We start from the raw sequence: 19,632 nt of genomic DNA, 5'->3' as shown, positions 1-19,632 counted from the left end.
TGCGGAGGGCCGAAGCCCGTCGGTCAGTTGATGTAGGTCACGTAGGCGACCAGGCTCTGGTCCGAATCGAAGCGGACATCCTTGTAGGCAAAGCGGTTTCCTGCGGGGAAAACGATCGCGGCCGAGATGTCGCCCATCGCGGCCTCCAGTTCATCGGAGACATTCGCGAATGCGGACTGGGAAACCGACGCGGCCTTGTCCTGGAACTGCTTCTGATAGGTGTTCAGGAACAACGAGAAGACTTCGCTGATGCCCGCCCAGATGTCGCCGACGAAGCTGTTTCCCCAGGTGTCGCTCGACGATTCCCCCTCCTGGACCTCCGTGCTCTCGGTGACCAGGGATCCGTTGCTGCTTGCCTTCAGGCGAACGTCGAAACTCCACGGGAGGACATAATTGCCGCTGAAGCTGGAATCGGTTTTGTCCCAGCCGACGAACTCGACGGTGATCGTCGTTACCGCCGTATAGGTGACCTTCACATGATAGGTGGCGCTGGCTGGGTCCAGCGTCACCGTGCAGTCCAGCTTCTCGATGATGTTCTGATAGACGGCCTGGAGGAGGCCGAGCCCCTCCAGCTTCTGGCCCTTGCCACCGTTCTGATTGCCGTAAAGATCGACGGATTGAGACGTGCTCCATTGGGCCGGACCGGTTCTGGTGAAGGTCGGGACGCCTGGGCTGCTCGTGCTCACGGTCAAACCGGTGCTTGTCGGTTTGGTGGCGCTGACCGCTGCTGCGATCGCCGGCAGCAGCAATGGCTCGACATATGCCCTGTCGAACAGGGGGCCGTCGATGGCGACGGCGCCCTGGTACTGCTGCGTGTTGGGTCCAGCGACCCAGTTGAAATCGAAGATCCCGGCGCTGTTCGCCGTCGGCGCGCTCCTGCCTTCGGTCATCATCAGGTAGTTCAGGGTGCTCAGATCATCGTATGTGCCCGGCGGGTCGTATTTCGAGACCGAGAAGTTGTAGCTGGTCGGAACCAGATCGGTCAGGAGATCGGCGGACGCGTTGCCCGCCCCGTTGCTGCTGGTGACGACGTAGTTCAGAACCCATTGCTGCGCCGCGCTCTCGATGCTCCGGGCCCAGCTCTGGAGGGCGGTTTCGAGTGTTTGCGTGGCGACGGCGTCGGTCACCCGGTTGCCGTCGGCGTCAGTGATCGTGACATTTGCCCAGACCACCGTGCTCAGTTCCAGAAAGAGCTGCCCGACTGAAAGCCGCTCATTGGACAGGGCGTTCTGAACCTCCGCGGGAAGCTGGTCGATCTCGGCACTGCCCGGAATCGCGCCCTGTCCGATATTCGCCGCGAAGGTGATCGCCCAGCCAGCGATATCCTGGCTGACTGTCACGTAGTGGATGACATCAAGATATTGAAGCGCCCCGGCAGTGAACTGCAGGGTCACCGCAGCCTGGTTGCTGGCCAGATCGTGTCCGGAGAGCCGAAGCGTCGGCGCCGCGATTTTTGCATCGACAAGGCCCGGCGACTTGTCGACGGGGACATCAGGGTTGAGCTGACAGTTGATCGTCACCTTCCAGAAATTCGCATATGCGATGCTGCTGTTCAGTGCGCTCTCGGTGCTTGCCAGCACCAGGTCGTAGCCGCTCAGGTCAGGCATGTCCTACTCCCGGTCCGGTGAAGAAGGCTGGATTCGGAGATGCGCCTGGCTTTCCGACTGCTGATCGGCGCGCGCCCAGCCCGGGTCTCGCCATGCTCCGCGCTTCGGCGGGACCTCGATGCAGTCATGCTGGACCTCCCGCTACGGCCCAGCGGCTTCCGCATCGATCGGCGGAGACGCTGGCCTCTTGCATCGGCGGAAAGCTGTCGTCGGGTCCTTCGGGCGGACACGAAACATTAACCGCTCGGCCAAAAGCCTAAGGTCGTTGCGCCGATCGGCGCTTGCCCAATTCGATGAAACGGCCGATCCAGCCGATGAATCGACATTTCCACGGCCGAGCGGTCGCCGCATCGTGGCAGGCCGCGCGATCGGCAAGGAATGCGATTGGATGAACATGCCAGCCGGATATCGAAGGCTCGCTGAGCTGCTCCCCTTCGCGGCTGCAGCTGGAGCGGCGGACGGCATCTCATCGACCCCGGTATCCTTCTGGCGCGCGAATGCGGCGGCCTGGATCTTCATCGCGTTCTTCGGCCTGGTCTCGCGGCTCACCGCCTTCAACGATGTCGCGCTGGCGGTAACGCTGACCCTGGTGCTCGACCCGATCGGCTTCGTGCTGACGGCCGCGGCGTACAAGTTCTACCTGGAGCGGACCAGCCATCGCGGGGCCGTCGTCGCCGCCTGGGCGCTGGCCTGCTCCGTCCCCGGCGGGCTGTTGCAGATGGTGATCTCCAATGCGCTCAAGGACGGCCTGTTTCCCGACATCCCGGAGGGTAACATCGCGGTCAACGATGCCGTGCCGGCAGTCTTCTACACCGCCGTCTTCCTCGGCTGGTCGCTGGCCTATTTCTGGATCCGGGCGGATGTCGACGCCCGGTCGGAGCGGGTGTGGCGCAGCGAAGCGCAGGCGGCCGCGACGCGGGCCGAGCTGCAGCGCCTGCGCCTGCAGTTGGACCCCCACTTCCTGTTCAACGCGCTGAACACCGTGGCAATCGCGATTCCGGACAATCCCGAAGCCGCGCTGGAGATGATCCACCGCATCGCCGCCTATCTCCGCTACTCGCTGGACCAGCAGACCCGGCCGGTGTGCCCCTTGAGCGAGGAGATCGAGGCGGTGCGGGCCTTTGTCCGCATCCAGGAGTTGCGCTTCGAGGGCCGCCTGCGCTGCTCCGTGGAGATGGATCCGGCAGTGCGGGCCGTCGCCGTGCCCCATCTGGTCGTGCAGGGGCTGGTGGAAAATGCCGTGAAGCACGGGCTTCGGTCGTCCGCCGAGACGCTCGATGTCCGCGTGACCGCCCGGCGGATGGCCGGCGACGCCGTCGTGATCGAGGTCGTCAACCCCGGCCGGCTGGCCCCACGCGCCGGCGACCGGCCGGCGATGGGCCTGGCCAACACCCGGCGGCGGCTGGAACTGCACTATCCGTTACGTCACGAGCTGTCCCTGGTCCAGAACGGCGACGCCGTGGTGGCGCGGCTGCTGCTGAGGGGGAACGCATGCTTCGCGTGATGCTGGTGGACGACGAGCCGCCGGCCCGGCGGGGCCTGCGGCGGCTGCTGCGGGCGCATGCGGATATCGAGGTGGTGGCCGAGGCCGGCACGGTGTTGGAGGCGCAGGCGCAGACATCCGCGCTGCACCCCGATGCGATCTTCCTGGATGTCGAGCTGACCGACGGCTGCGGTTTCGATCTGGTCGCACTGCTGCTGCCGGTGCCGGCGATCGTGTTCGTCACCGCGCACGATCTCTACGCGGTGAAGGCGTTCGACGTCTCGGCCGTCGACTTCCTCCTGAAGCCGCTCGATGCGGGGCGGCTGGCCGTGACGGTCGAGCGGTTGCGCCGGCACCGGCAGGACACAGCACGCGCCGCGGTGCCCGATCGGGAACGGCGGGACGACGTCGAGCTGGATGCCGATCCCAAGCACGGCGATCCGCAGCAGCGCATCCATCTGCGCATCGACGGCAAGTCGGTGATTGCGCCGCTCCGCACGGTCACCATGCTGGCTGCGGAGGCGGATTTCACCCGCGTTTTCCTGAAGGGCGCACGGGACTATCTGATCTGCCGGCTGCTGCGGCATTTCGAGGCTCAGCTGCCCACCCCGCCCTTTGTCCGCATCAGCCGCTCGCTGATCCTCAACCTGGATCAACTGGAGCGGGTGGAGTGGCAGGAAGCCGGGCGCTGCAGCCTGTCGCTCGGTGGCGACATCGGACCGGTCACGCTCGGCCGGATCGCGGCCCGTCGGTTGCGGCAATGCATCGACAACCGCCGAATGATCAGCGCTTAGCCTGGACATGGTCCCGCTGTCCAAGAGTCCGATCGGGTCACGGCTCCTCCTCCATGAGGGCAGCCTCGGATCAGCCGAAAGGGGCTTTGAAGATTCGCGGAGCGGTAAGCGGACATTTGTCGTCGGTAAACGAGGTCTGGGCCCTCCGGACTTCGCATGTGGCGTTCATGCCAGATCGCCGTGCGTCCATCCGGACGCAGAGATGGCGATCTAGCTCTTTGTTGCAGCATCGGATTCAGCCGAAAACCGGATTCCACTTTTCGGTCCGATGCTCTAGTGAATCAACCACGGCACGGCCCTGCCCTGCCGCAGGCAGCACATGTGGTTCTCGAGACAGCCGATCCGACCTTCCTGCACGCATAGCTGATTGCGCCTGCAAGCCTCCGTTATGACACGTTGGCGATCAACTGAAGCAGAACAGCTGGCGCCAATCACACTGGGAGCGCGGTATAGTCTCGAGCTCTTGCGAACAACAGATCAATGGCGCCTGGCGTAAGAAGCCGCGCCTCAGCCTCATCATCGTTAAAATCGGAGAGAGCAGCAATCGCCTTCTTCAATATGCTCTTAAGTTCTTCTCCACGGACCAAAAACCAGTAGCGATAAAGATCGAAGGCAGCTTCTTGCAATTCTTTCTTACTCTCGACGCGGTCCAACAATTCCTGCAGATCGTCACAGAACAGCAGGAAAGCCTCAAGGCCCGCAATAGCTAATTGCAGTGGTGATCGCAGGTCACGTGGCGTGGTTATCGCCTCTATTATTACTTCTCGCTGTTGAACGGCGGCCACGAGCGATCGAAAATTTATCTCTCCAGACCAGTATCCGTCGACGATCAGCAGAAGGTCGACCATTTTTTTATCACGGATGTTTGCGTCGAGCCTTAACAGCGCTGCAAACCATGTCGGCTCGAAATAAAATGGGGTCACACGCTTGGCATGAATCCGTTCAAGAAACCGTTCCATATGTGCCAGCGGATATGTGTTCTGAAAGTAAGTGCAAACCTCGGGCAAAGAGAGGATGGCGTCCAGTTCTGCGGGAATAGGCGGGTCTGGAAAGGCCAAGGCGCCGGAGCACCACCCCGCCTCCAGTATTCCGCATAGATGAAGTAGCTTATCCAGCCGCTGCCGATAGTGAATTTCGATTTCGCTATCAATATCAGCAGTTTCGTGATGGCGCAGTAGCCGGCTCCGATCGTTGGCGGCCATTTGCGCGACCGGTGCCAGCTCCGCCATTCGCTTCTTACCGCGGTAGAGATTCCAAACCTGCGCGAGGTTAGCCCGGCGAAATTCGTCCAGTTGGGCGCCTTCCAATCCCTGATTCATAGCAGGACGCCAGCCAGGATATTGACGGGGTCCTGAAAGGAAGCCCTTACCGGCTTACAACAAGATGTATGACTATGCTTATCGTAAGCTACACATGGCGGATCGCGAAAGAAGGTATTATGATAAACAACCTTATCGTCGGATGCATGAATAACTATTTTGGCTTGCGTAGTGGAGTGAATACCAATTCTATTTGCCTTATCCATGAGCGCCTTCAGGTAATCAGAATTTTTTTCTAGATCAGCTAAAACTGGGCTTTTAATTTGTGCAATAGCTTTAAATGGCCCAATGTATTTTAAAAATCCCAAACTCATCTGGACAAGTTCGATAACATTTGCGCCGAGATGCGCTGGCGCGAAGAGCGCTAAGTGTAATTTGTCAGCCCAATTTTTTCCCATTTCCTTGGCGCTCATTGCAACATCACGCACGAGAGCCCCGCCAAGTGAATGGCCAACCAGAATAATCCGCTCGTAGGCAAATTTCTCTTCACGCTCCGGCCCGCCGACACGTTTTAATGCCGCCGGCGCTTCTTCAGCTAAGATTGAAACAGCCCTGTACAGCACTCCCACGTTGAACGCAGCGGTACGGGACCTGCTCTCATACCCGAGGAATACAAGGTCTACTTCTGCAAATTCCGGCTGTTCCATAGCGAGATCCGGGAATTCTCCCCAGGTCGCGACTGCCCGCCCCCCGTAGCCGTGAACGTATACCACGCAAACTTTAGCTGGACTGCGAGCCCATCGCGCTGAGCTTTCGAGGCTAAGGGACGCACCAAGCTTATCTAATGGTGTCGGCAACGTGTGATTCAGCATCGCGATCAACCAAGCTTGAAACCACGAAAGCCGGAAGCTGGCATTTTTGCAGCGATCTGTCGAATTAAACCATATTAAAGTCTAACGCTCTCGGATTGGCCGAAACTTGAGATAACCCGAATCTTAATCAGTAGAAGCACGGTCCGGCGTCAGTTGAGGTGCACCATCGACGGCTTCCCCGGCTCCAGAAGCAGTCGGCGCTGGTGAAACTGGAAACCACAGCCCATGGCGCGCTGTAGTCCGGCGGCGTTCCCTGGCAGTTTGATCCCAAGCCTTGATGATGCAGTCTCTTCGCAGGAATCGAGGGATGCGCCATGGGCCAGGTTCTCCACGGGAGCGCCACGACGACTGTTGCCCGGCATGCGCGCAACAGGGCGGATCGACCAGCACTGGCTCGTTACTCGGCGAAGGCCCGTTCGCGCTGGCTGCGGATGGCCGGCACGGCGACCAGGACGAGCAGGACAGCCGCCGTCGCCAGCAGCCCGCATGAAAGCGGCTCCTGGACGAAGATTTTCCAGCTGCCGCGCGAGAGAATCATCGCCCGACGCAGATGCTCCTCGAGCAGCGGGCCGAGCACGATGCCGAGCAGCAGAGGCGCAGCCTCGCAATCCAGCTTGCGCCAGAGATAGCCAAGCGCAGCGAGCGGAATCGTCATCCAGATGTCGAAGGTGCTGTTGTCCATCGAATAGGCGCCGATGATGCAGAACATCAGGATCGCCGGCGCGAGAATGCGCGGCGGGATCGCCAGCATCCTTACCCACAGGCCGATCAACGGCAGGTTCAGGACGACGAGCATGACGTTGCCGAGCCACATCGAGGCGATCAGCCCCCAGAACAGGGTCGGATTGCTGGTCATCACCTGCGGCCCCGGCTGAATCCCGTGAATCATCAGCGCGGCGATCATCAGCGCCATGATCGGATTGGAAGGCAGGCCGAGCGTCAGCATCGGGATGAACGAGGTCTGGGCGCCGGCATTGTTGGCAGCTTCGGGGCCGGCGACGCCGGCAAGCGCGCCCTTGCCGAACTGCTCCGGCGTTTTCGAGAGCTTCTTCTCCACCGCATAGGAGGTGAAGGAGGAGAGCGTCGCGCCCCCGCCCGGCAGGACACCGAGAATGGACCCGAACAGCGTTCCGCGCATCGCCGGCGCCGCCGCCTCGCGCAGTTCGGCGCGGCTGGGCAGCACCCGGTCGATGCCGGCATTGAAGGTGCTGCGAACCTGGCGTTCCTCAATGGCCGAGATCAGCTCGGCGAAGCCGAACACGGCGATGGCGATCACCGCGATCTCGAGGCCGTCATAGAGCTGCGGAAGGCCGAAGGAGAAGCGCGCGACACCGGAATTCACGTCGGTGCCGATCATCCCGATCAGAAGCCCGAGCACCACCATGGCGAGCGCCTTGAGGACCGAGCCCTGCGCCAGGACGACCGCCGCGATCAGCCCCAGCACCATGAGCGAAAAATACTCGGCCGGCCCGAACTCGAACGCCAGGCTCGCCAGCGGCGCGGCGGCGACGGCGATGAGCACGGTGGCGACCGTGCCGGCGAAGAAGGAGCTGAGCGCCGCGATGCCGAGCGCCGTGCCGGCGCGGCCCTTGCGCGCCATCTGATAGCCGTCGAGCGCGGTGACGATCGACGAGGGTTCGCCCGGGAGATTGACCAGGATCGCCGTCGTCGAGCCGCCATATTGCGCGCCGTAATAGATGCCCGCCAGCATGATGAGCGCGGCGTCCGGGCTGGCGACCTTGAAGGTCAGCGGCAGCAGCATCGCGATGGTGGCGAGCGGCCCCAGGCCCGGGAGCACGCCGATCGCGGTCCCGAGCAGGACGCCGAGGAAGCAGAACAGCAGGTTCTGAAGCTGGAAGGCCGTGGAAAGGCCGAGCGCAATGTTCGAAAGAAGATCCATGGCCATCACCCGCCGATGAAGGTCGGCCAGGACTCGATCGGCAGGCCGAGGCCGCGGACGAAGACGATGTCGCAGATCACCGCCAGTGCGACCGCAACCAGCGCGGTCTCCCGCGGCCGGTATTCACGGCCGGCCCAGGCGCAGATCACGACGAGGCAGATGATCGAGACCACCGCGCCGAAAGAGGGCAGCAGCAGCGCAAACAGTGCGATCGCGAGCAGCACGAGTCCCAGCTCGCGCCAGGCGAGCGGCTCGACATCGGCTTCGCGCGCCTGCAGGCCGCAGGCGCCCAGCCCGATCAGAAGGCCGAGCAGCGTCAGGAGAGCGCCGAGCACGACGGGAAACCAGCCGGGGCCCATCTGCGCCGGCGCGCCGAAGTCGTAGCGCGCGGCCGCCCCGGCAAACAGCACGCCGAAGAGGATGAACATCAGGCCCGAATAGAAATCGCGCTTGTTCTTGATCTGCAGCGTCATCCGCTATGGCCTTCTTCCTGAGCAGCCGCGCGACACCCGTCGCGTGGCTGGCCCGCCACCAGCCCCGATGGTCCGGTGCTGGAATTGCCCCTCGCCGGACCATCCGGGCCAGCGGCGCGGCCGCATCAAGCGCGGAGCGCGGCGAAAGTCTGCTGGGCACCCATCCTGATCAGGCGAGTGTCTGCCATGACCGTGATGAAGCGGAAGCCCTGCTCGGCGCGGCGCTTCGCATCGTCGATGCTGAAGGCATGGATCCCGGCGATCTTGCCGAGTTCGCGCGCATGGCGGGCGATGCTCGCGATCCCCGCCTCGGTCTCGGCCGCCAGGGGACCATCGGGCGAATGGCCAAGCGAGATGTTGAGGTCGGCCGGGCCGACGAAGCAGCCGTGGATGCCTTCGACTTCGAGGATATCGCGGGCATTGGCGAGCCCCTCGGCGGATTCGAGCATCGGCAGCGCCAGCAGTTCCTCGCCCGCCTTGGCGAAATAGTCCGACCCGCCATAGATCGTGCCGCGGATCGGCCCGAAGCTGCGCGATCCATGCGGCGGATAGGCGATGTTGTCGACGATCGCCTTCGCCTCGCGACGGTTGTTGATGAAGGGGACGATCACGCCATAGGCGCCCAGATCGAGCACGCGCTGGATATGGATCGCGTCGTTGGCCGGCACGCGCACGATCGGGATCGTCGCGCTGGCGCTCAGCGCCTGCATCAGGACCTGCACGGTCCCGAGCCCGTTCTCGCCGTGCTGGAGATCGATCACCACGAAATCATAGCCGCAGAGGCCGAGCGTTTCCGCACCGATCGGGCTCGCCAGATTGCACATGATACCGATGGCGGTTTCGTCGGCGAGCGCACGCTTCTTGGCGGTGTTGATACGCATAGTCTGGCTCCTGTCTGAACGCTTCGTGGCGATGGGCGGTCGGCCCTGCCTGCTGCTATTTCGCGGCGATGCCGGCCTGCTTGGCGACTTCGCGCCAGCTCACCATCTCGTCCTTCAGCATCTGGCCGAACTCGGCCGGCGTATTGACTGCCGGCTCGGCGCCGAGCGTCGCCAGCTTGGTCAACACCTCGGGAGAGGCCATGGCCTGCTTGAGCGCCGCATTCAGGCGATCGACGACTTCCGGCGGCGTCTTCGCGGGCGCCAGCATGCCGAACCAGTTGTTGAGCTCATAGCCGGGCATCCCGGATTCCGAGAAGGTCGGAACCTCCGGAGTCGCGGCCGCGCGCGCCTTGCTGGTGATGCCGAGGATCTTCAGCTTGCCGCTGGTGACGAAGGCCTGGACAGGCGGCAGCGAGGTCCACAGCAACTGGACGCGGTTGGCCACGAGATCGGTGATCGCCGGGCCGTTGCCGCTATAGGGCACATGCGTCAGCTTGACCCCGGCATGGCTCTGGAAGCGCTCGGCCGCCATGTGGTTGCTGCCGCCGATGCCGCCCGAGGCGAAATTGATCTCGCCGGGCTTCGATTTCGCAAGCGCGATCAGGTCGCCCACGGTCTTCACCGGCAGCGCCGGGTTGGCTACGAGATAGTGCGAATAGCGCAGCACCAGCCCGACCGGCGCGAAATCGCTTACCGGATCGAAGGGCGCGTTCGGCTGGACGATCGGCGTAATGGTGACGTCGGACGAGGTCAGCAGGACGGTGTAGCCGTCGGGCGCCGCCTGGCTGACACCGACCGTGCCGATCGCGCCTGCGGCGCCGGCGCGGTTCTCGACGATGACCGGTTGGCCCAGGCTCTTGCCCATCGCCTCGCTGATGACGCGGCCGACGAAGTCCGAAGTCCCGCCCGGCGGGAACGGCACGACCATCTTCACCGGCTTGTTGGGAAACCCTTGCGCCGCCGCAGGCGCGCCGAGCGCCACTGCCATGGCCGCCGCAATCGCGGCGATGCGAGTGAACGACATGTTTTCCTCCCGGAGCTTTTCCGGCGCACGTTGACGTCCGGATGGTCAAACGGCTAATTGATATTTGATCAACAATCAAGCGCGCCGATATCGGACACGACAGCGAACACTGAGGGCGAAGTCGCGATGCAACCGGAAATCCTGCAGATCGGGCCACTGCTGCCCGAGACCATGCATGCGCTGGAGGAGACCTATCGGGTCCACCGCTACGATCTGGCCCCCGACAAGGACGCCCTGCTCCGGGAGATCGCCCCACGCGTGACCGCGATCGCGACGCGGGGAGACTATGCGCTCAGGGGGGAAACCATGGCCCGCCTGCCGCTGCTCAAGCTGATCGCCTCGTCAGGCGCGGGCTATGACGGGATCGAGGCGAGCGCGGCGCGGCGGATGGGCATCGCCGTCACGCATACGCCGGGCATCGTCTCGGAATGCGTCGCCGACATGGCCTGGGCATTGATGCTGGCCACCGTCAGGCGCGTCCTCTTCCACGACCGCTTCGTGCGCAGCGGCACCTGGCTCCGCGAGAAGCCGATGCTGACCGACAGGGTCTGGGGCCAGCGGCTCGGCATTGTCGGGCTCGGCGGAATCGGCAAGGCGATCGCCCGTCGCGCCGAGGCATTCCGGATGGAGGTCGCCTATTGCGGCCGTCGCCAGCAGCCCGGCGTCGCCTACCGCTATTTCGACGATGTTCGCGACCTCGCGGCGTTCGCGCAGATCCTGGTGGTCGCGGTGCCAGGCGGCGTGGCCACCTCGGGGCTGGTCGGGCGCGAAGCGATCGACGCGCTCGGCGCCGGCGCCTATCTCGTCAACGTCTCGCGCGGCTCTGTCGTGGACGAGCCGTATCTGATCGACGCCTTGCAGAACAAGCGGCTCGCCGGGGCGGGGCTCGACGTCTTCGCCAATGAACCGCATGTACCCGACGCGCTGATCGCGATGGAGAACGTCGTCCTGCAGCCGCATATGGGCAGCGGCTCGAACTACACGCGCATCGCGATGGGCCAATTGCTGCTCGACAACCTCGCCGCCTTCTTCGACGGGCGCCCGCTTCTGTCGCCTGTGCCATAGAACCGGGGGCACCGGCGCCGCTCTGCCGGTGCCGAGCGGCAGGATGCGCGGCGGAGCCAGAGATATCGTGATAGGATCGAACCCAGTGATTCACGGCAATCAAAATCATATGGATCACGCAGGCGAGCCCTCGACGCATCTGTCCCCACTGCTGCGGCTGGGCGCGACGACCTCAATGCAGGTCGCGGCCGATTTGCGTCGCCGCATCCTTCAGGGCGAGCTGGTCCCCGGACAGCGGCTGAAGATCAATGAGATCGCGGCGATCTGCCAGGTCAGCCACATGCCTGTCCGAACCGCCTTGCAGGAGCTCGAAGCCGAAGGCATCGTCGAGCTTCATCCGCATCGCGGCGCCGAAATCCGCAGCATCGACGCCCGGTACATCAAGAACGTCCTGGACGTGCGCGCCGCCATCGAGGTCATGCTGACCGGCCAATGCGCCGCGATCATCGACGATGCCGGCGTAGCGACGCTGGATGCCCTCGTCCTCGACTTCGAAGAGAAGGCTGCCACGCGCGACCCGACCGCCATGCTCCGCTGCAATTTCCGGCTCCACAACTTCATCAACCGGCTGGCCGACAATTCAGAGGCCCTGAGAGTGCTCGACCGCGGCCGGCTGCTGATCGAGGCCGTGCGGGTCAAATATGCCTATGGCGGGTCGCGCGTCGACAAAATCGTCAGCGAGCACCGGCTTTTGCGCGACGCCATCGCCAGGCATGACGTCAAGGCTTCCCGCGAGATCGCGCAACGGCATTGCGAGGGCGCGCGCAACGAACTGCTCAAGCTTCTGCAGGGCAATCTGGTGGAATGAGCGAAACGCGGGCTCGCTTCGTGTAACGAACGCCTCGGTACCCGGGAATTCACGTTCACTGCAACGCGGCTGAATCAGCAGCAGGCCGAACTGCGCCCGACCAACTCCGCTTCACGATTGCTGGATCAGAGGTTGATTGGTATCCTTCCAAGGTGAGATCCCCGAAGATGGGACCAGAGCTCTTGGCGGCGCTCGGGAGGTTCGGGAATGGCGACGCAATCCAACAAGTCCATCGCGAAGGCCTTCCGGCTGATCGAGATCGTCTGTTCGGAAAGCGAGCCGGTTTCACTGCGCCACATCGCGACCAAGGCCAACCTGTCGCTTCCGACTACCCACCGGCTGCTGAACACGCTGAAGTCCGTCGGCGCACTCCAGTCGACCGCCGAGGGCACGTTCAAGCTCGGAGAAAAGCTCGTCGGCATCCACAACGCGATCTCCGATAATGTCCGTCAGGTCCGCAGCATCGTCGAGCTGCGGCTCAAGGGCCTGCTCAGCAAGGCCGGCATCAGCGCCCGGCTGAGCCTGTTCGACGACGGCGAGCTCATCATCATGGCCGGCAATGACAGCGGCGTGCACCAGAAGATGCGCAGCACCATAGGCTATCGCTACGAGGCTTACTGCACCGCGCCGGGGAAGATGCTTTTGGCTGCCTTGGGGCCCGAGCAGTTCAACGCCTATATGAGCTATGCGCCGCTGGTGCGGATCACGCCGAACACGATCTGCGACCCACATCGTTTCCGCGACGAGATCGCGCATATCCGGACGGTCGAATATGCGCTCGATGACCAGGAGTTCATCGAGGGCGTGCGCTGCGTCGCCGTACCGCTCAAGGACAATGCGGGAAGAATTGTGGCGGCCCTCAGCATTGCGGGCGAGTCCCTGGAGTTGCGCGACCTCTCCACTCTCATCCCACAACTGCGCCAGAGCGCGAGCCTGCTTTCCGCGCAGTTGCGCGAATTGCCGCGCGGGCTGAGCACCCTGCTCGACGTCGACAATCTCGAGGTGGCTTAGCGCCCCGAGGCCGGCGACCGCGCGCCGCGACAGAAAATGGACGGGCGCATCTGCGTCCGCCCATTTTCTGTCGCCCATATCGATGCAGTCACGTCCCTGCCCTACGCCTTGGCGTCATCGGGCTCCCGCGGCATGGCGAGGATGATCAGGCCTGCGACGAGCGGGCCGACAGAAAGGCAGAGCAAGGCGATGTCGAAGCTGCCGGTCAGGTCACGCAACCAGCCGACAAGATAGGGGCCGATGAAGCCACCGAGGTTCCCGATCGAGTTGATCAGTGCGATACCGGTCGCCGCGGCCAGCCCGACCAAATAGTTGCTCGGGATGCACCAGAACACAGGCAGCGCTGCGTAGACCCCCATCAGCGCAATGGAAAGCGGGATGATCGCGAGCCAGTGCGTGCCGATCAGCGCGGCGATGGCGAAGCCGCCCGTCGCCGTGAAGCAGGCCAAAGCGAGATGCCAGCGGCGCTCCCGCTTGCGGTCCGAGCGCCTCGGCCAGACGATGCAGGCTACCGCGGCAAGACCATAGGGAATGGCGACGACGAAGCCGACTGCAAGATTGCTGAGACCGAAGGTGCGAATGATCTGCGGCAGGAAGAACGCGATGCCGAGCGTGCCGATGACCAGCGTCAGATAGCAGAGCGTCAAGGCGATGACCTTGGGCGAGCGTAGCCCATCCCAGAGATCGCGGGAGCCGTGCTTGGCGACGACGTCCTCCTCTGCGGCGATGGTCTGCTCCAGCCAGGTGCGCTCTTGCGCCGTCAGCCATTGCGCCTGCGCCGGGCGGTCGGTCAGGTACCAGAGCGTCACGAAGGCGAGCACGATCGCCGGCAGGCCCTCCATGATGAACATCCACTGCCAGCCGCGCAGGCCCATGATGCCGTCCATCTCGAGCAGAAGCGTTGAAATCGGACCAGCGAGAACCGGGGTTGCCGGGGCAGCGAGGATGAACAGCCCGAGCGCCTTGCCGCGATAGGCCTTCGGGATCCAGTAGGTCAGGTAGAGGAACATGCCCGGCACGAAGCCGGCCTCGGCGAAGCCGAGCAAAAAGCGCATGACATAGAAGGTCATCGGCGAATTGACCCACGCCATCGCCACGGAGACCGCCCCCCAGGTCAGCATGATCCGGAAAATCCAGATGCGAGCCCCGAAACGATGAAGGAGCAAGTTGCTCGGAATCTCGAAAATGAAGTAACCGACGAAGAAGATGCCGGCCCCGAATCCATACATCTGCGCGGTGAAGCCGAGGTCCTTGTTCATCGTCAACGCCGCGAACGAGATGTTCACGCGGTCGAGCTGGTTGATGAAGTAGAGGAGCGCCATGAACGGCAGCAGGCGCCAGATCACCTTGCTGACGACACGATCTGCGCTGATGGTGCCGGACGCCCCGGAATAAGGCGCGTCCGTCTCGATCCGGCTTGCGATCGAACTCATTTCCATCCCCTTTTGTCACGGCATCTGAGTGGCCGCTTCATCCGCGTCCGGAGCCTGACTCCCAACGCTTGCCCCCGATCGACGCATGCGAGCACCAGATCGGCAATCCGGTTGTTGCACCGTCTCACTTTCTAAGACTGACGCCGGGAAGCCTTGCGGACGTAGCAACGATCGAAATCATGCGCCTCACGACGAAGCGAAGCGCCGCATGGTGCCCTCGCCGCACAAAGCAGGGAGCGCCCATGATCGCCAGCAAGCCGACAGGCGGAAAAGCCGAGCTTCCCCGCCTGGTCACGCCGAGCCTGCTCTGGGCCGGCGGCTGCATGGAGCTCGAACTCGACGGCGAGTTGGTCCACTCGCATTTCGGCATGTACGCCATCAAGGGCTCCAGGCGCTCGGTCCTCGTCGATACCGGTCATCCAAGCCATGCCGACCGCATCGACGAGGCGCTGGACGCCTTCGTCGGCAGCCGCGGCATCGACTACATCTTTCCGACCCATGGCGAGTTTCCACATTTCGGGCTGATGCCGAAATGGCTTGCCAAGTATCCCCAGGCCATGGTCGTCGGCGATGTACGCGACTACAGCCTGTACTATCCGGAGCACGCGGATCGCATGATCCAGCTCGGTATCGGCGACGCCGTCGATCTGGGGGATCGCAAGCTCGTCCTGGTGCCGGCGATCTGGAACGACCTCAAGGATACGCTCTGGGCCTTCGAGACCGGAAACCGGGCCCTGTTCGTCGCCGATGGCTTCTCCGTGACGCATCATCATCGCCCTGGCACCTGCGGATTGACGGCCGGCGAACAGCCGGTTCCCGACCGGAAGATGGTGCGGCTGCTCTCCGAGCTCGCGCTGCAATGGACGCGCTATATGAGCCCGTCGGAGACCTTCGCGGCACTGGACGGGCTGATCGACATACTCGGCCCGCGCTTCATCTGCCCGGCTCACGGCTCGGTCATCGAAGCGCCCGAGGCGATGTTGCCGTTGATCAAGCAGGGCATGGCGCTGCCGAGCGTAACGAATCCGCCGCGCGCCGGCGCTGGCAGCTGACCGCGACGGAGACTGATGCAACCATGACCATGGCCTTTCAATCTGCCACTGCGCCGGAATCGCGCGCCGAGCCAAGTGCCGTCACCCAGATCAGCGAAGGCGTTTTCGCCGTGAGCGGTTATCTGCCGACCTCGCGACCCGCGACCTGGATGATGCCCGGGCTCGACGGCCTGCTGGCGGTGTCCTGCTATGTGCTCCGGGACGGCGACCGGGCCATGGTGATCGACACGGGGCTCGCCCTCCACCGCGACGAAATCCGGCAAGGCATCGCCTCACTGCTCGAGGACGCCCGGATCCGCGAGTTGATCATGACGCGCCGTGAGCCCGATGCGATCATCAACCTGCCCTTCCTGACCAAGGAGTTCACGCTCGACGCCGTCTATTGCGGCGGAGTGCTCAATCCGCTCGATTTCTTCGAACGCGTCGACCAGAAAAGTCTCGAATCGCATATCAGCGCCATCGCGCATGCGAGCGTCGAGTGGGCGACGCCGGGCAGCGCGCTGAATGTCGGCAGGTTGAGCCTGGAGGTGCAGCGCACGAAGATCGTCGTCCTGCCGAAAAACCACTTGTACGAGCGGCGAACGGCGACTCTCTTCGGCTCCGATACCTGGGGCTTCCTCTCGCAGCCTCACTCTGCTGCACTGGACATCGTCACATGCTGGGACGAGCGACTCTCGCGGCACAACATCGCCGCCTATCTGCGTCATAAGTTCGACTGGCTTTGCGGCATCGACACGTCGCCGATCGAAGAGGATCTCGCCCAACTCCAGCAATCCTGCGAGATCAGGCGAATCTGCTCGACCTATGGCGGCGTGATCGAGGGCGCCCCCCTCGTGGCGCGCGTGCTGGACGAAACCATCGCCGCGGTGCGCCTCCTGTCGCATGAGCCGATCGTCGACCGCCTCAAGGGCTTCGATCGCGCCAGGTTCGAGGCGGCGCTGGCGAGCTGAGCTTGCTCAGCCGCGATCGGCCGGCCCATCCTCGGCGATGACGACATTGCGGGCGGCAAGGATGTGGCTTTGCATGATCGCGCTCGCCCAGGCGCCGTTGCGGGCGCGGAAGGCTGCGACCAGTTCGCTGTGATGGGCCATGCTGCGCGCGAAATCGGCAGGCGCATAGTTGCGGAAGGTCATGCCCACGAGATGGGTTTCGACGACCATCGAGATCAGGGCCGCGAGGCGCTGGTTCATCGAGCCGTCAACGATGATCCGATGAAACTGGCTGTTGGCCGCGGTGATGGCTTCGATGAAACCGGCAGGCCTGGCATCTGAGAGCTGACGCATCTCGCCATCGAGCCGTTCGAGCTCGTCGACAGCGCTTTCGGAGAGCGCCGAGGCACCGAGTTCGGCGGCATAGCTCTCGAGCCGGACCCGCAGGTCGAAGACCTCCTCCATGGCGCGCCTGCTCCAGCCGGTGACGCGGGCGCCCTGGTTGGCGACGATCCGCACGAGCCCCTCGGCGTCGAGCCGCCTGAGTGCCTCTCGCACCGGCGTGCGGCTGACGCCGAGCTGGCCCGCCAGGCTCTCCGCGCGAAGCGGCGTGCCGGACGGATACGTGCCGTCGATGATGCCGCTCCGGATGGCGACGTAGACGCGTTCGACGGCTTCGGCCATGGAGCCTCTGGCAATTGTGCGGACCGTGCCCGCCGAGTCCGACCTTATGAGACCAATCGGCAAGCTCAAACCTCGGCAAGGAGCGCGCTGACATCGAGGAATTTCGGCGAGGCCGCGAGCACCTGCTCCAGATCGCGCGCCGCCTCGTTGAGACGACCGACCATCTCCAGCGTGGAGCGCTGCGGCAATCGCCCGGCAAGGTCTTCGACGGCGAGCGCACCGACCATCGTACGGGAGGGATTGCGCAAGGCGACGGCCACCCCGCGTATTCCCTCGCGGCACTCTTCGTTGTCGGTGGCATAGCCGCAGAGCCGGATCTGCCTGATCTCGCCGACCAGCCTCGCCGGATCGACGAGCGTGTTTGGCGTCAGTTCGACGAAGGGCGCCGCCGCGATGTAGTCCGACAGCCGTTGCGACGGCAATCCGGACAGCAGCATCTTCCCCGGAGCGCTGAAATAGGGCTCGTAGCTGTTGCCGACATCGCAGACGTCGCGACTCCCGCTCTCGCCGGCGATCAGCATCAGGTTGATCTCGTTCAATGCCGACAGCGAGACCCTGCCGCCGCTCTCCTGCGACAGGTCGTCGAGCGCGTCCTGCACTCTCGCGCGCATCTCCTGAAGGCATTCCAGATCGCGATTGCGCAGCGCGGCGATCCGAGAGCCCAGCTCGTAGCTTCCGCCGCGCGTCAACCGGACGGCTCCAAGGCTCTTCAGCGTGCCGAGGATGCGGTGCGTCGAGGCCAGCGACAACTCGGCCTCGGCAGCAAGTTCCCGAAGCGAGCGGGATTGGGCAGAGGCGCAAACGATGGCGATGATGTCGAAGGCCTTGACGATCGACTGATTGATGGGTGTGGCCATGGCGCGCCTCAAGCCGGGCCGTGGGCGGCCGCGACTGCACCCTCGACGCCAGGATGACTTTCGACGGGCATCCGTCCGGGGAGCGGCTCAGCCGAAATGACGCCGAGCCCGACAAGGCGGGCGATCTCGTCCTCGCCGAGTCCAAGCAACTCGCGCAGGATCGCACGATTGTCGCCGCCGAGATCGGGCCCTGGCGCGCGGACGAAACCCGGCGTGTCGGAGAGGCGCGGAAAGACATTCTGCATGGCAAGCTCGCCCAAGACCGGATGGGCAAGGCGGACGATCGCTTCCCGCGCTGCGAAATGCGGGTCGGCGAGCATATCGGGCGCCCGATAGATGCGCCCGGCGGGCACCCCTTCGCCATCGAGCAGGCGCTCCAGTTCCGCGGCTTCGAGGGTCACCGTCCAGTTCCCGATGAGCGCATCGAGCTCGACCTGGTTCTGGCCACGCGCTCCATGCGAGGCGTAGCGAGGATCCTGCGCCAGTTCGGGCCGGCTCATGGCCACGCATAGTCTCGCAAAGACCGTGTCCTGATTGGCGGCGATCAGGATGTCGATGCCGTTGCGCGTCGGATAGACGTTGGAGGGTGCGATGTTCGGGAGCGTCGCCCCCGTCCGCTCGCGGACATAGCCGGCGCTGGCATACTCGGTGACGAGATTCTCGGTGATCGCCAGCACGGCTTCGTAGATCGCGCTGTCGACGACCTGGCCGCGGCCGGTCCGGCTGCGCGCGAGCAGCGCGACCAACGCCCCAAGGCAGCCGAAGGTGGCCGCCACGGTGTCACCGATCGAGAAGCCGACGCGGCTGGGCGGCGATTTCGGATCGCCGACCACATAACGCAGCCCGCCCATCGCCTCGCCGATGGCGCCGTAGCCGGCACGCTTCGAATAGGGGCCGCTCTGCCCGTAGCCGGATACGCGAACCATGATCAGGCCGGGGTTGAGCGCCGACAGCGCCTCATAGCCAAGGCCCCAGCGTTCCATGGTGCCCGGCCGGAAGTTCTCGATCAGCACATCGGCGCCGGCGATCAGATTCCGCGCGAGCTCCTGACCTTCCGGCTGGCGCAGGTCGAGCGTCAGCGACTTCTTTCCGCGGGCGATGACCGGGAACCAGAGCGATTTCCCGTGTGGCTTCTCCCTGCCCCACACCCGCATCGGATCGCCGTCACCGGGTGGCTCCACCTTGATCACCTCTGCGCCGAAATCGGCGAAGAGCTGCCCGCAGAACGGACCGGCGATGAGTTGTCCCATCTCGATGACGCGGATGTCTGACAATGGCCCGCTTCTCGGCTCGCTGTTCACCATCGACTCCAGCCTGAGGTTTTGCGCCCTCACGATTGGATGCAATTGCGATTGCGTCAAAGCGAACGTCCGACTGTCTCGCTATTCGAGACGGAATTTAATTCCGCTTATTCAAAGCGTTATCGAGAATGTCCTTTCAAGGGAATGCGTCGACCGGGAGGCTTCTCTCAAGTTTGCATCCATAACGGGCAAAGGCATG

The 19,632-nt window shown here is 63.8% G+C and carries 17 protein-coding genes; 6 read left to right on the top strand and 11 right to left on the bottom strand.

The genetic code is table 11. From position 1 onward, the window contains the following. Nucleotides 1–23: 23 nt before the first annotated feature. Nucleotides 24–1,607, bottom strand: a complete 1,584-nt coding sequence (locus V6M56_RS07385; RefSeq protein WP_332682503.1) for a hypothetical protein — start codon at nt 1,605–1,607, stop codon at nt 24–26. 388 nt (nt 1,608–1,995) lie between these two features. Between V6M56_RS07385 and V6M56_RS07380 the strand changes: the two genes are divergently transcribed. Beyond that, nucleotides 1,996–3,111 (top strand): sensor histidine kinase, encoded by a 1,116-nt coding sequence (locus V6M56_RS07380; RefSeq protein ID WP_332682502.1) that lies wholly within the window; start codon nt 1,996–1,998, stop codon nt 3,109–3,111. Beyond that, nucleotides 3,099–3,884, top strand: coding sequence for a LytR/AlgR family response regulator transcription factor (locus tag V6M56_RS07375; RefSeq protein WP_332682500.1), 786 nt, complete (start codon nt 3,099–3,101; stop codon nt 3,882–3,884). The genes V6M56_RS07380 and V6M56_RS07375 overlap by 13 nt, the downstream gene beginning before the upstream one ends. Before the next feature lie 431 nt (nt 3,885–4,315). On the opposite strand, the gene V6M56_RS07370 is transcribed toward V6M56_RS07375, so the two are convergent. The 6 genes from V6M56_RS07370 to V6M56_RS07345 form a co-directional block, all read right to left on the bottom strand. Then, a complete protein-coding gene (locus V6M56_RS07370) occupies nt 4,316–5,203 on the bottom strand; it encodes a hypothetical protein (protein WP_332682499.1) in 888 nt (295 codons plus the stop codon). Then, on the bottom strand, nt 5,200–5,850 hold the full coding sequence (locus tag V6M56_RS07365; RefSeq protein WP_332682498.1) for a hypothetical protein: 651 nt from the start codon (nt 5,848–5,850) through the stop codon (nt 5,200–5,202). Before V6M56_RS07365 ends, V6M56_RS07370 begins: the two co-directional genes overlap by 4 nt. A 562-nt stretch (nt 5,851–6,412) precedes the next feature. Then, nucleotides 6,413–7,915 (bottom strand): tripartite tricarboxylate transporter permease, encoded by a 1,503-nt coding sequence (locus tag V6M56_RS07360; protein WP_332682496.1) that lies wholly within the window; start codon nt 7,913–7,915, stop codon nt 6,413–6,415. Between the two features lie 5 nt (nt 7,916–7,920). Next, nucleotides 7,921–8,388: a tripartite tricarboxylate transporter TctB family protein gene (locus tag V6M56_RS07355; RefSeq protein WP_332682495.1), complete on the bottom strand. Its 468-nt coding sequence runs from the start codon at nt 8,386–8,388 to the stop codon at nt 7,921–7,923. 125 nt (nt 8,389–8,513) lie between these two features. After that, nucleotides 8,514–9,269, bottom strand: a complete 756-nt coding sequence (locus V6M56_RS07350; protein WP_332682494.1) for an HpcH/HpaI aldolase family protein — start codon at nt 9,267–9,269, stop codon at nt 8,514–8,516. A 55-nt stretch (nt 9,270–9,324) separates the two neighbouring features. Then, nucleotides 9,325–10,293 (bottom strand): Bug family tripartite tricarboxylate transporter substrate binding protein, encoded by a 969-nt coding sequence (locus tag V6M56_RS07345; RefSeq protein ID WP_332682493.1) that lies wholly within the window; start codon nt 10,291–10,293, stop codon nt 9,325–9,327. A 126-nt stretch (nt 10,294–10,419) separates the two neighbouring features. Between V6M56_RS07345 and V6M56_RS07340 the strand changes: the two genes are divergently transcribed. From V6M56_RS07340 to V6M56_RS07330, 3 genes are all read left to right on the top strand, one after another. After that, on the top strand, nt 10,420–11,358 hold the full coding sequence (locus tag V6M56_RS07340) for a 2-hydroxyacid dehydrogenase (protein WP_332682492.1): 939 nt from the start codon (nt 10,420–10,422) through the stop codon (nt 11,356–11,358). A gap of 85 nt (nt 11,359–11,443) precedes the next feature. After that, complete coding sequence (locus V6M56_RS07335) at nt 11,444–12,166, top strand: GntR family transcriptional regulator (protein ID WP_332682491.1); 723 nt, start codon at nt 11,444–11,446, stop codon at nt 12,164–12,166. Between the two features lie 207 nt (nt 12,167–12,373). After that, nucleotides 12,374–13,177: an IclR family transcriptional regulator gene (locus tag V6M56_RS07330; RefSeq protein ID WP_332682490.1), complete on the top strand. Its 804-nt coding sequence runs from the start codon at nt 12,374–12,376 to the stop codon at nt 13,175–13,177. A gap of 101 nt (nt 13,178–13,278) precedes the next feature. Here V6M56_RS07330 and V6M56_RS07325 read toward each other — a convergent pair whose 3' ends face one another. Beyond that, complete coding sequence (locus V6M56_RS07325) at nt 13,279–14,610, bottom strand: MFS transporter (protein ID WP_332682489.1); 1,332 nt, start codon at nt 14,608–14,610, stop codon at nt 13,279–13,281. 242 nt (nt 14,611–14,852) lie between these two features. On the opposite strand from V6M56_RS07325, the gene V6M56_RS07320 reads away from it, so the two are divergent. After that, entirely contained in the window at nt 14,853–15,662 is an 810-nt protein-coding gene (locus tag V6M56_RS07320; RefSeq protein ID WP_332682487.1) for an MBL fold metallo-hydrolase, read from the top strand. A 956-nt stretch (nt 15,663–16,618) separates the two neighbouring features. Here V6M56_RS07320 and V6M56_RS07315 read toward each other — a convergent pair. The 3 genes from V6M56_RS07315 to V6M56_RS07305 all read right to left on the bottom strand — a co-directional run bounded on the left by V6M56_RS07315 (nt 16,619) and on the right by V6M56_RS07305 (nt 19,406). Continuing rightward, nucleotides 16,619–17,275 carry a GntR family transcriptional regulator gene (locus V6M56_RS07315; RefSeq protein WP_332682485.1) on the bottom strand — a complete coding sequence of 219 codons (657 nt, stop codon included), beginning with the start codon at nt 17,273–17,275 and terminating at the stop codon, nt 16,619–16,621. A 65-nt stretch (nt 17,276–17,340) separates the two neighbouring features. Further along, nucleotides 17,341–18,144: an IclR family transcriptional regulator gene (locus V6M56_RS07310; RefSeq protein WP_332682484.1), complete on the bottom strand. Its 804-nt coding sequence runs from the start codon at nt 18,142–18,144 to the stop codon at nt 17,341–17,343. After that, nucleotides 18,141–19,406 (bottom strand): CaiB/BaiF CoA transferase family protein, encoded by a 1,266-nt coding sequence (locus tag V6M56_RS07305; RefSeq protein WP_332682482.1) that lies wholly within the window; start codon nt 19,404–19,406, stop codon nt 18,141–18,143. Before V6M56_RS07305 ends, V6M56_RS07310 begins: the two co-directional genes overlap by 4 nt. Between the last annotated feature and the right edge of the window lie 226 nt (nt 19,407–19,632).

This window comes from Allobosea sp. (assembly GCF_036675845.1).
Classification (GTDB): Bacteria; Pseudomonadota; Alphaproteobacteria; order Rhizobiales; family Beijerinckiaceae; genus Allobosea.
Note: the sequence above shows the minus strand (reverse complement) of the source record. Positions and strands in the feature narration are given on the sequence as shown.

What these genes read in the sequence shown, in the direction of transcription:
- V6M56_RS07370 (WP_332682499.1), bottom strand. Translation starts at nt 5,203, where the DNA reads ATGAATCAGGGATTGGAAGGCGCCCAACTGGACGAATTTCGCCGGGCT.
- V6M56_RS07340 (WP_332682492.1), top strand. Translation starts at nt 10,420, where the DNA reads ATGCAACCGGAAATCCTGCAGATCGGGCCACTGCTGCCCGAGACCATG.
- V6M56_RS07380 (WP_332682502.1), top strand. Translation starts at nt 1,996, where the DNA reads ATGAACATGCCAGCCGGATATCGAAGGCTCGCTGAGCTGCTCCCCTTC.
- V6M56_RS07315 (WP_332682485.1), bottom strand. Translation starts at nt 17,275, where the DNA reads ATGGCCGAAGCCGTCGAACGCGTCTACGTCGCCATCCGGAGCGGCATC.
- V6M56_RS07360 (WP_332682496.1), bottom strand. Translation starts at nt 7,915, where the DNA reads ATGGATCTTCTTTCGAACATTGCGCTCGGCCTTTCCACGGCCTTCCAG.
- V6M56_RS07385 (WP_332682503.1), bottom strand. Translation starts at nt 1,607, where the DNA reads ATGCCTGACCTGAGCGGCTACGACCTGGTGCTGGCAAGCACCGAGAGC.
- V6M56_RS07350 (WP_332682494.1), bottom strand. Translation starts at nt 9,269, where the DNA reads ATGCGTATCAACACCGCCAAGAAGCGTGCGCTCGCCGACGAAACCGCC.
- V6M56_RS07345 (WP_332682493.1), bottom strand. Translation starts at nt 10,293, where the DNA reads ATGTCGTTCACTCGCATCGCCGCGATTGCGGCGGCCATGGCAGTGGCG.
- V6M56_RS07330 (WP_332682490.1), top strand. Translation starts at nt 12,374, where the DNA reads ATGGCGACGCAATCCAACAAGTCCATCGCGAAGGCCTTCCGGCTGATC.
- V6M56_RS07365 (WP_332682498.1), bottom strand. Translation starts at nt 5,850, where the DNA reads ATGGAACAGCCGGAATTTGCAGAAGTAGACCTTGTATTCCTCGGGTAT.
- V6M56_RS07355 (WP_332682495.1), bottom strand. Translation starts at nt 8,388, where the DNA reads ATGACGCTGCAGATCAAGAACAAGCGCGATTTCTATTCGGGCCTGATG.
- V6M56_RS07375 (WP_332682500.1), top strand. Translation starts at nt 3,099, where the DNA reads ATGCTTCGCGTGATGCTGGTGGACGACGAGCCGCCGGCCCGGCGGGGC.
- V6M56_RS07325 (WP_332682489.1), bottom strand. Translation starts at nt 14,610, where the DNA reads ATGAGTTCGATCGCAAGCCGGATCGAGACGGACGCGCCTTATTCCGGG.
- V6M56_RS07320 (WP_332682487.1), top strand. Translation starts at nt 14,853, where the DNA reads ATGATCGCCAGCAAGCCGACAGGCGGAAAAGCCGAGCTTCCCCGCCTG.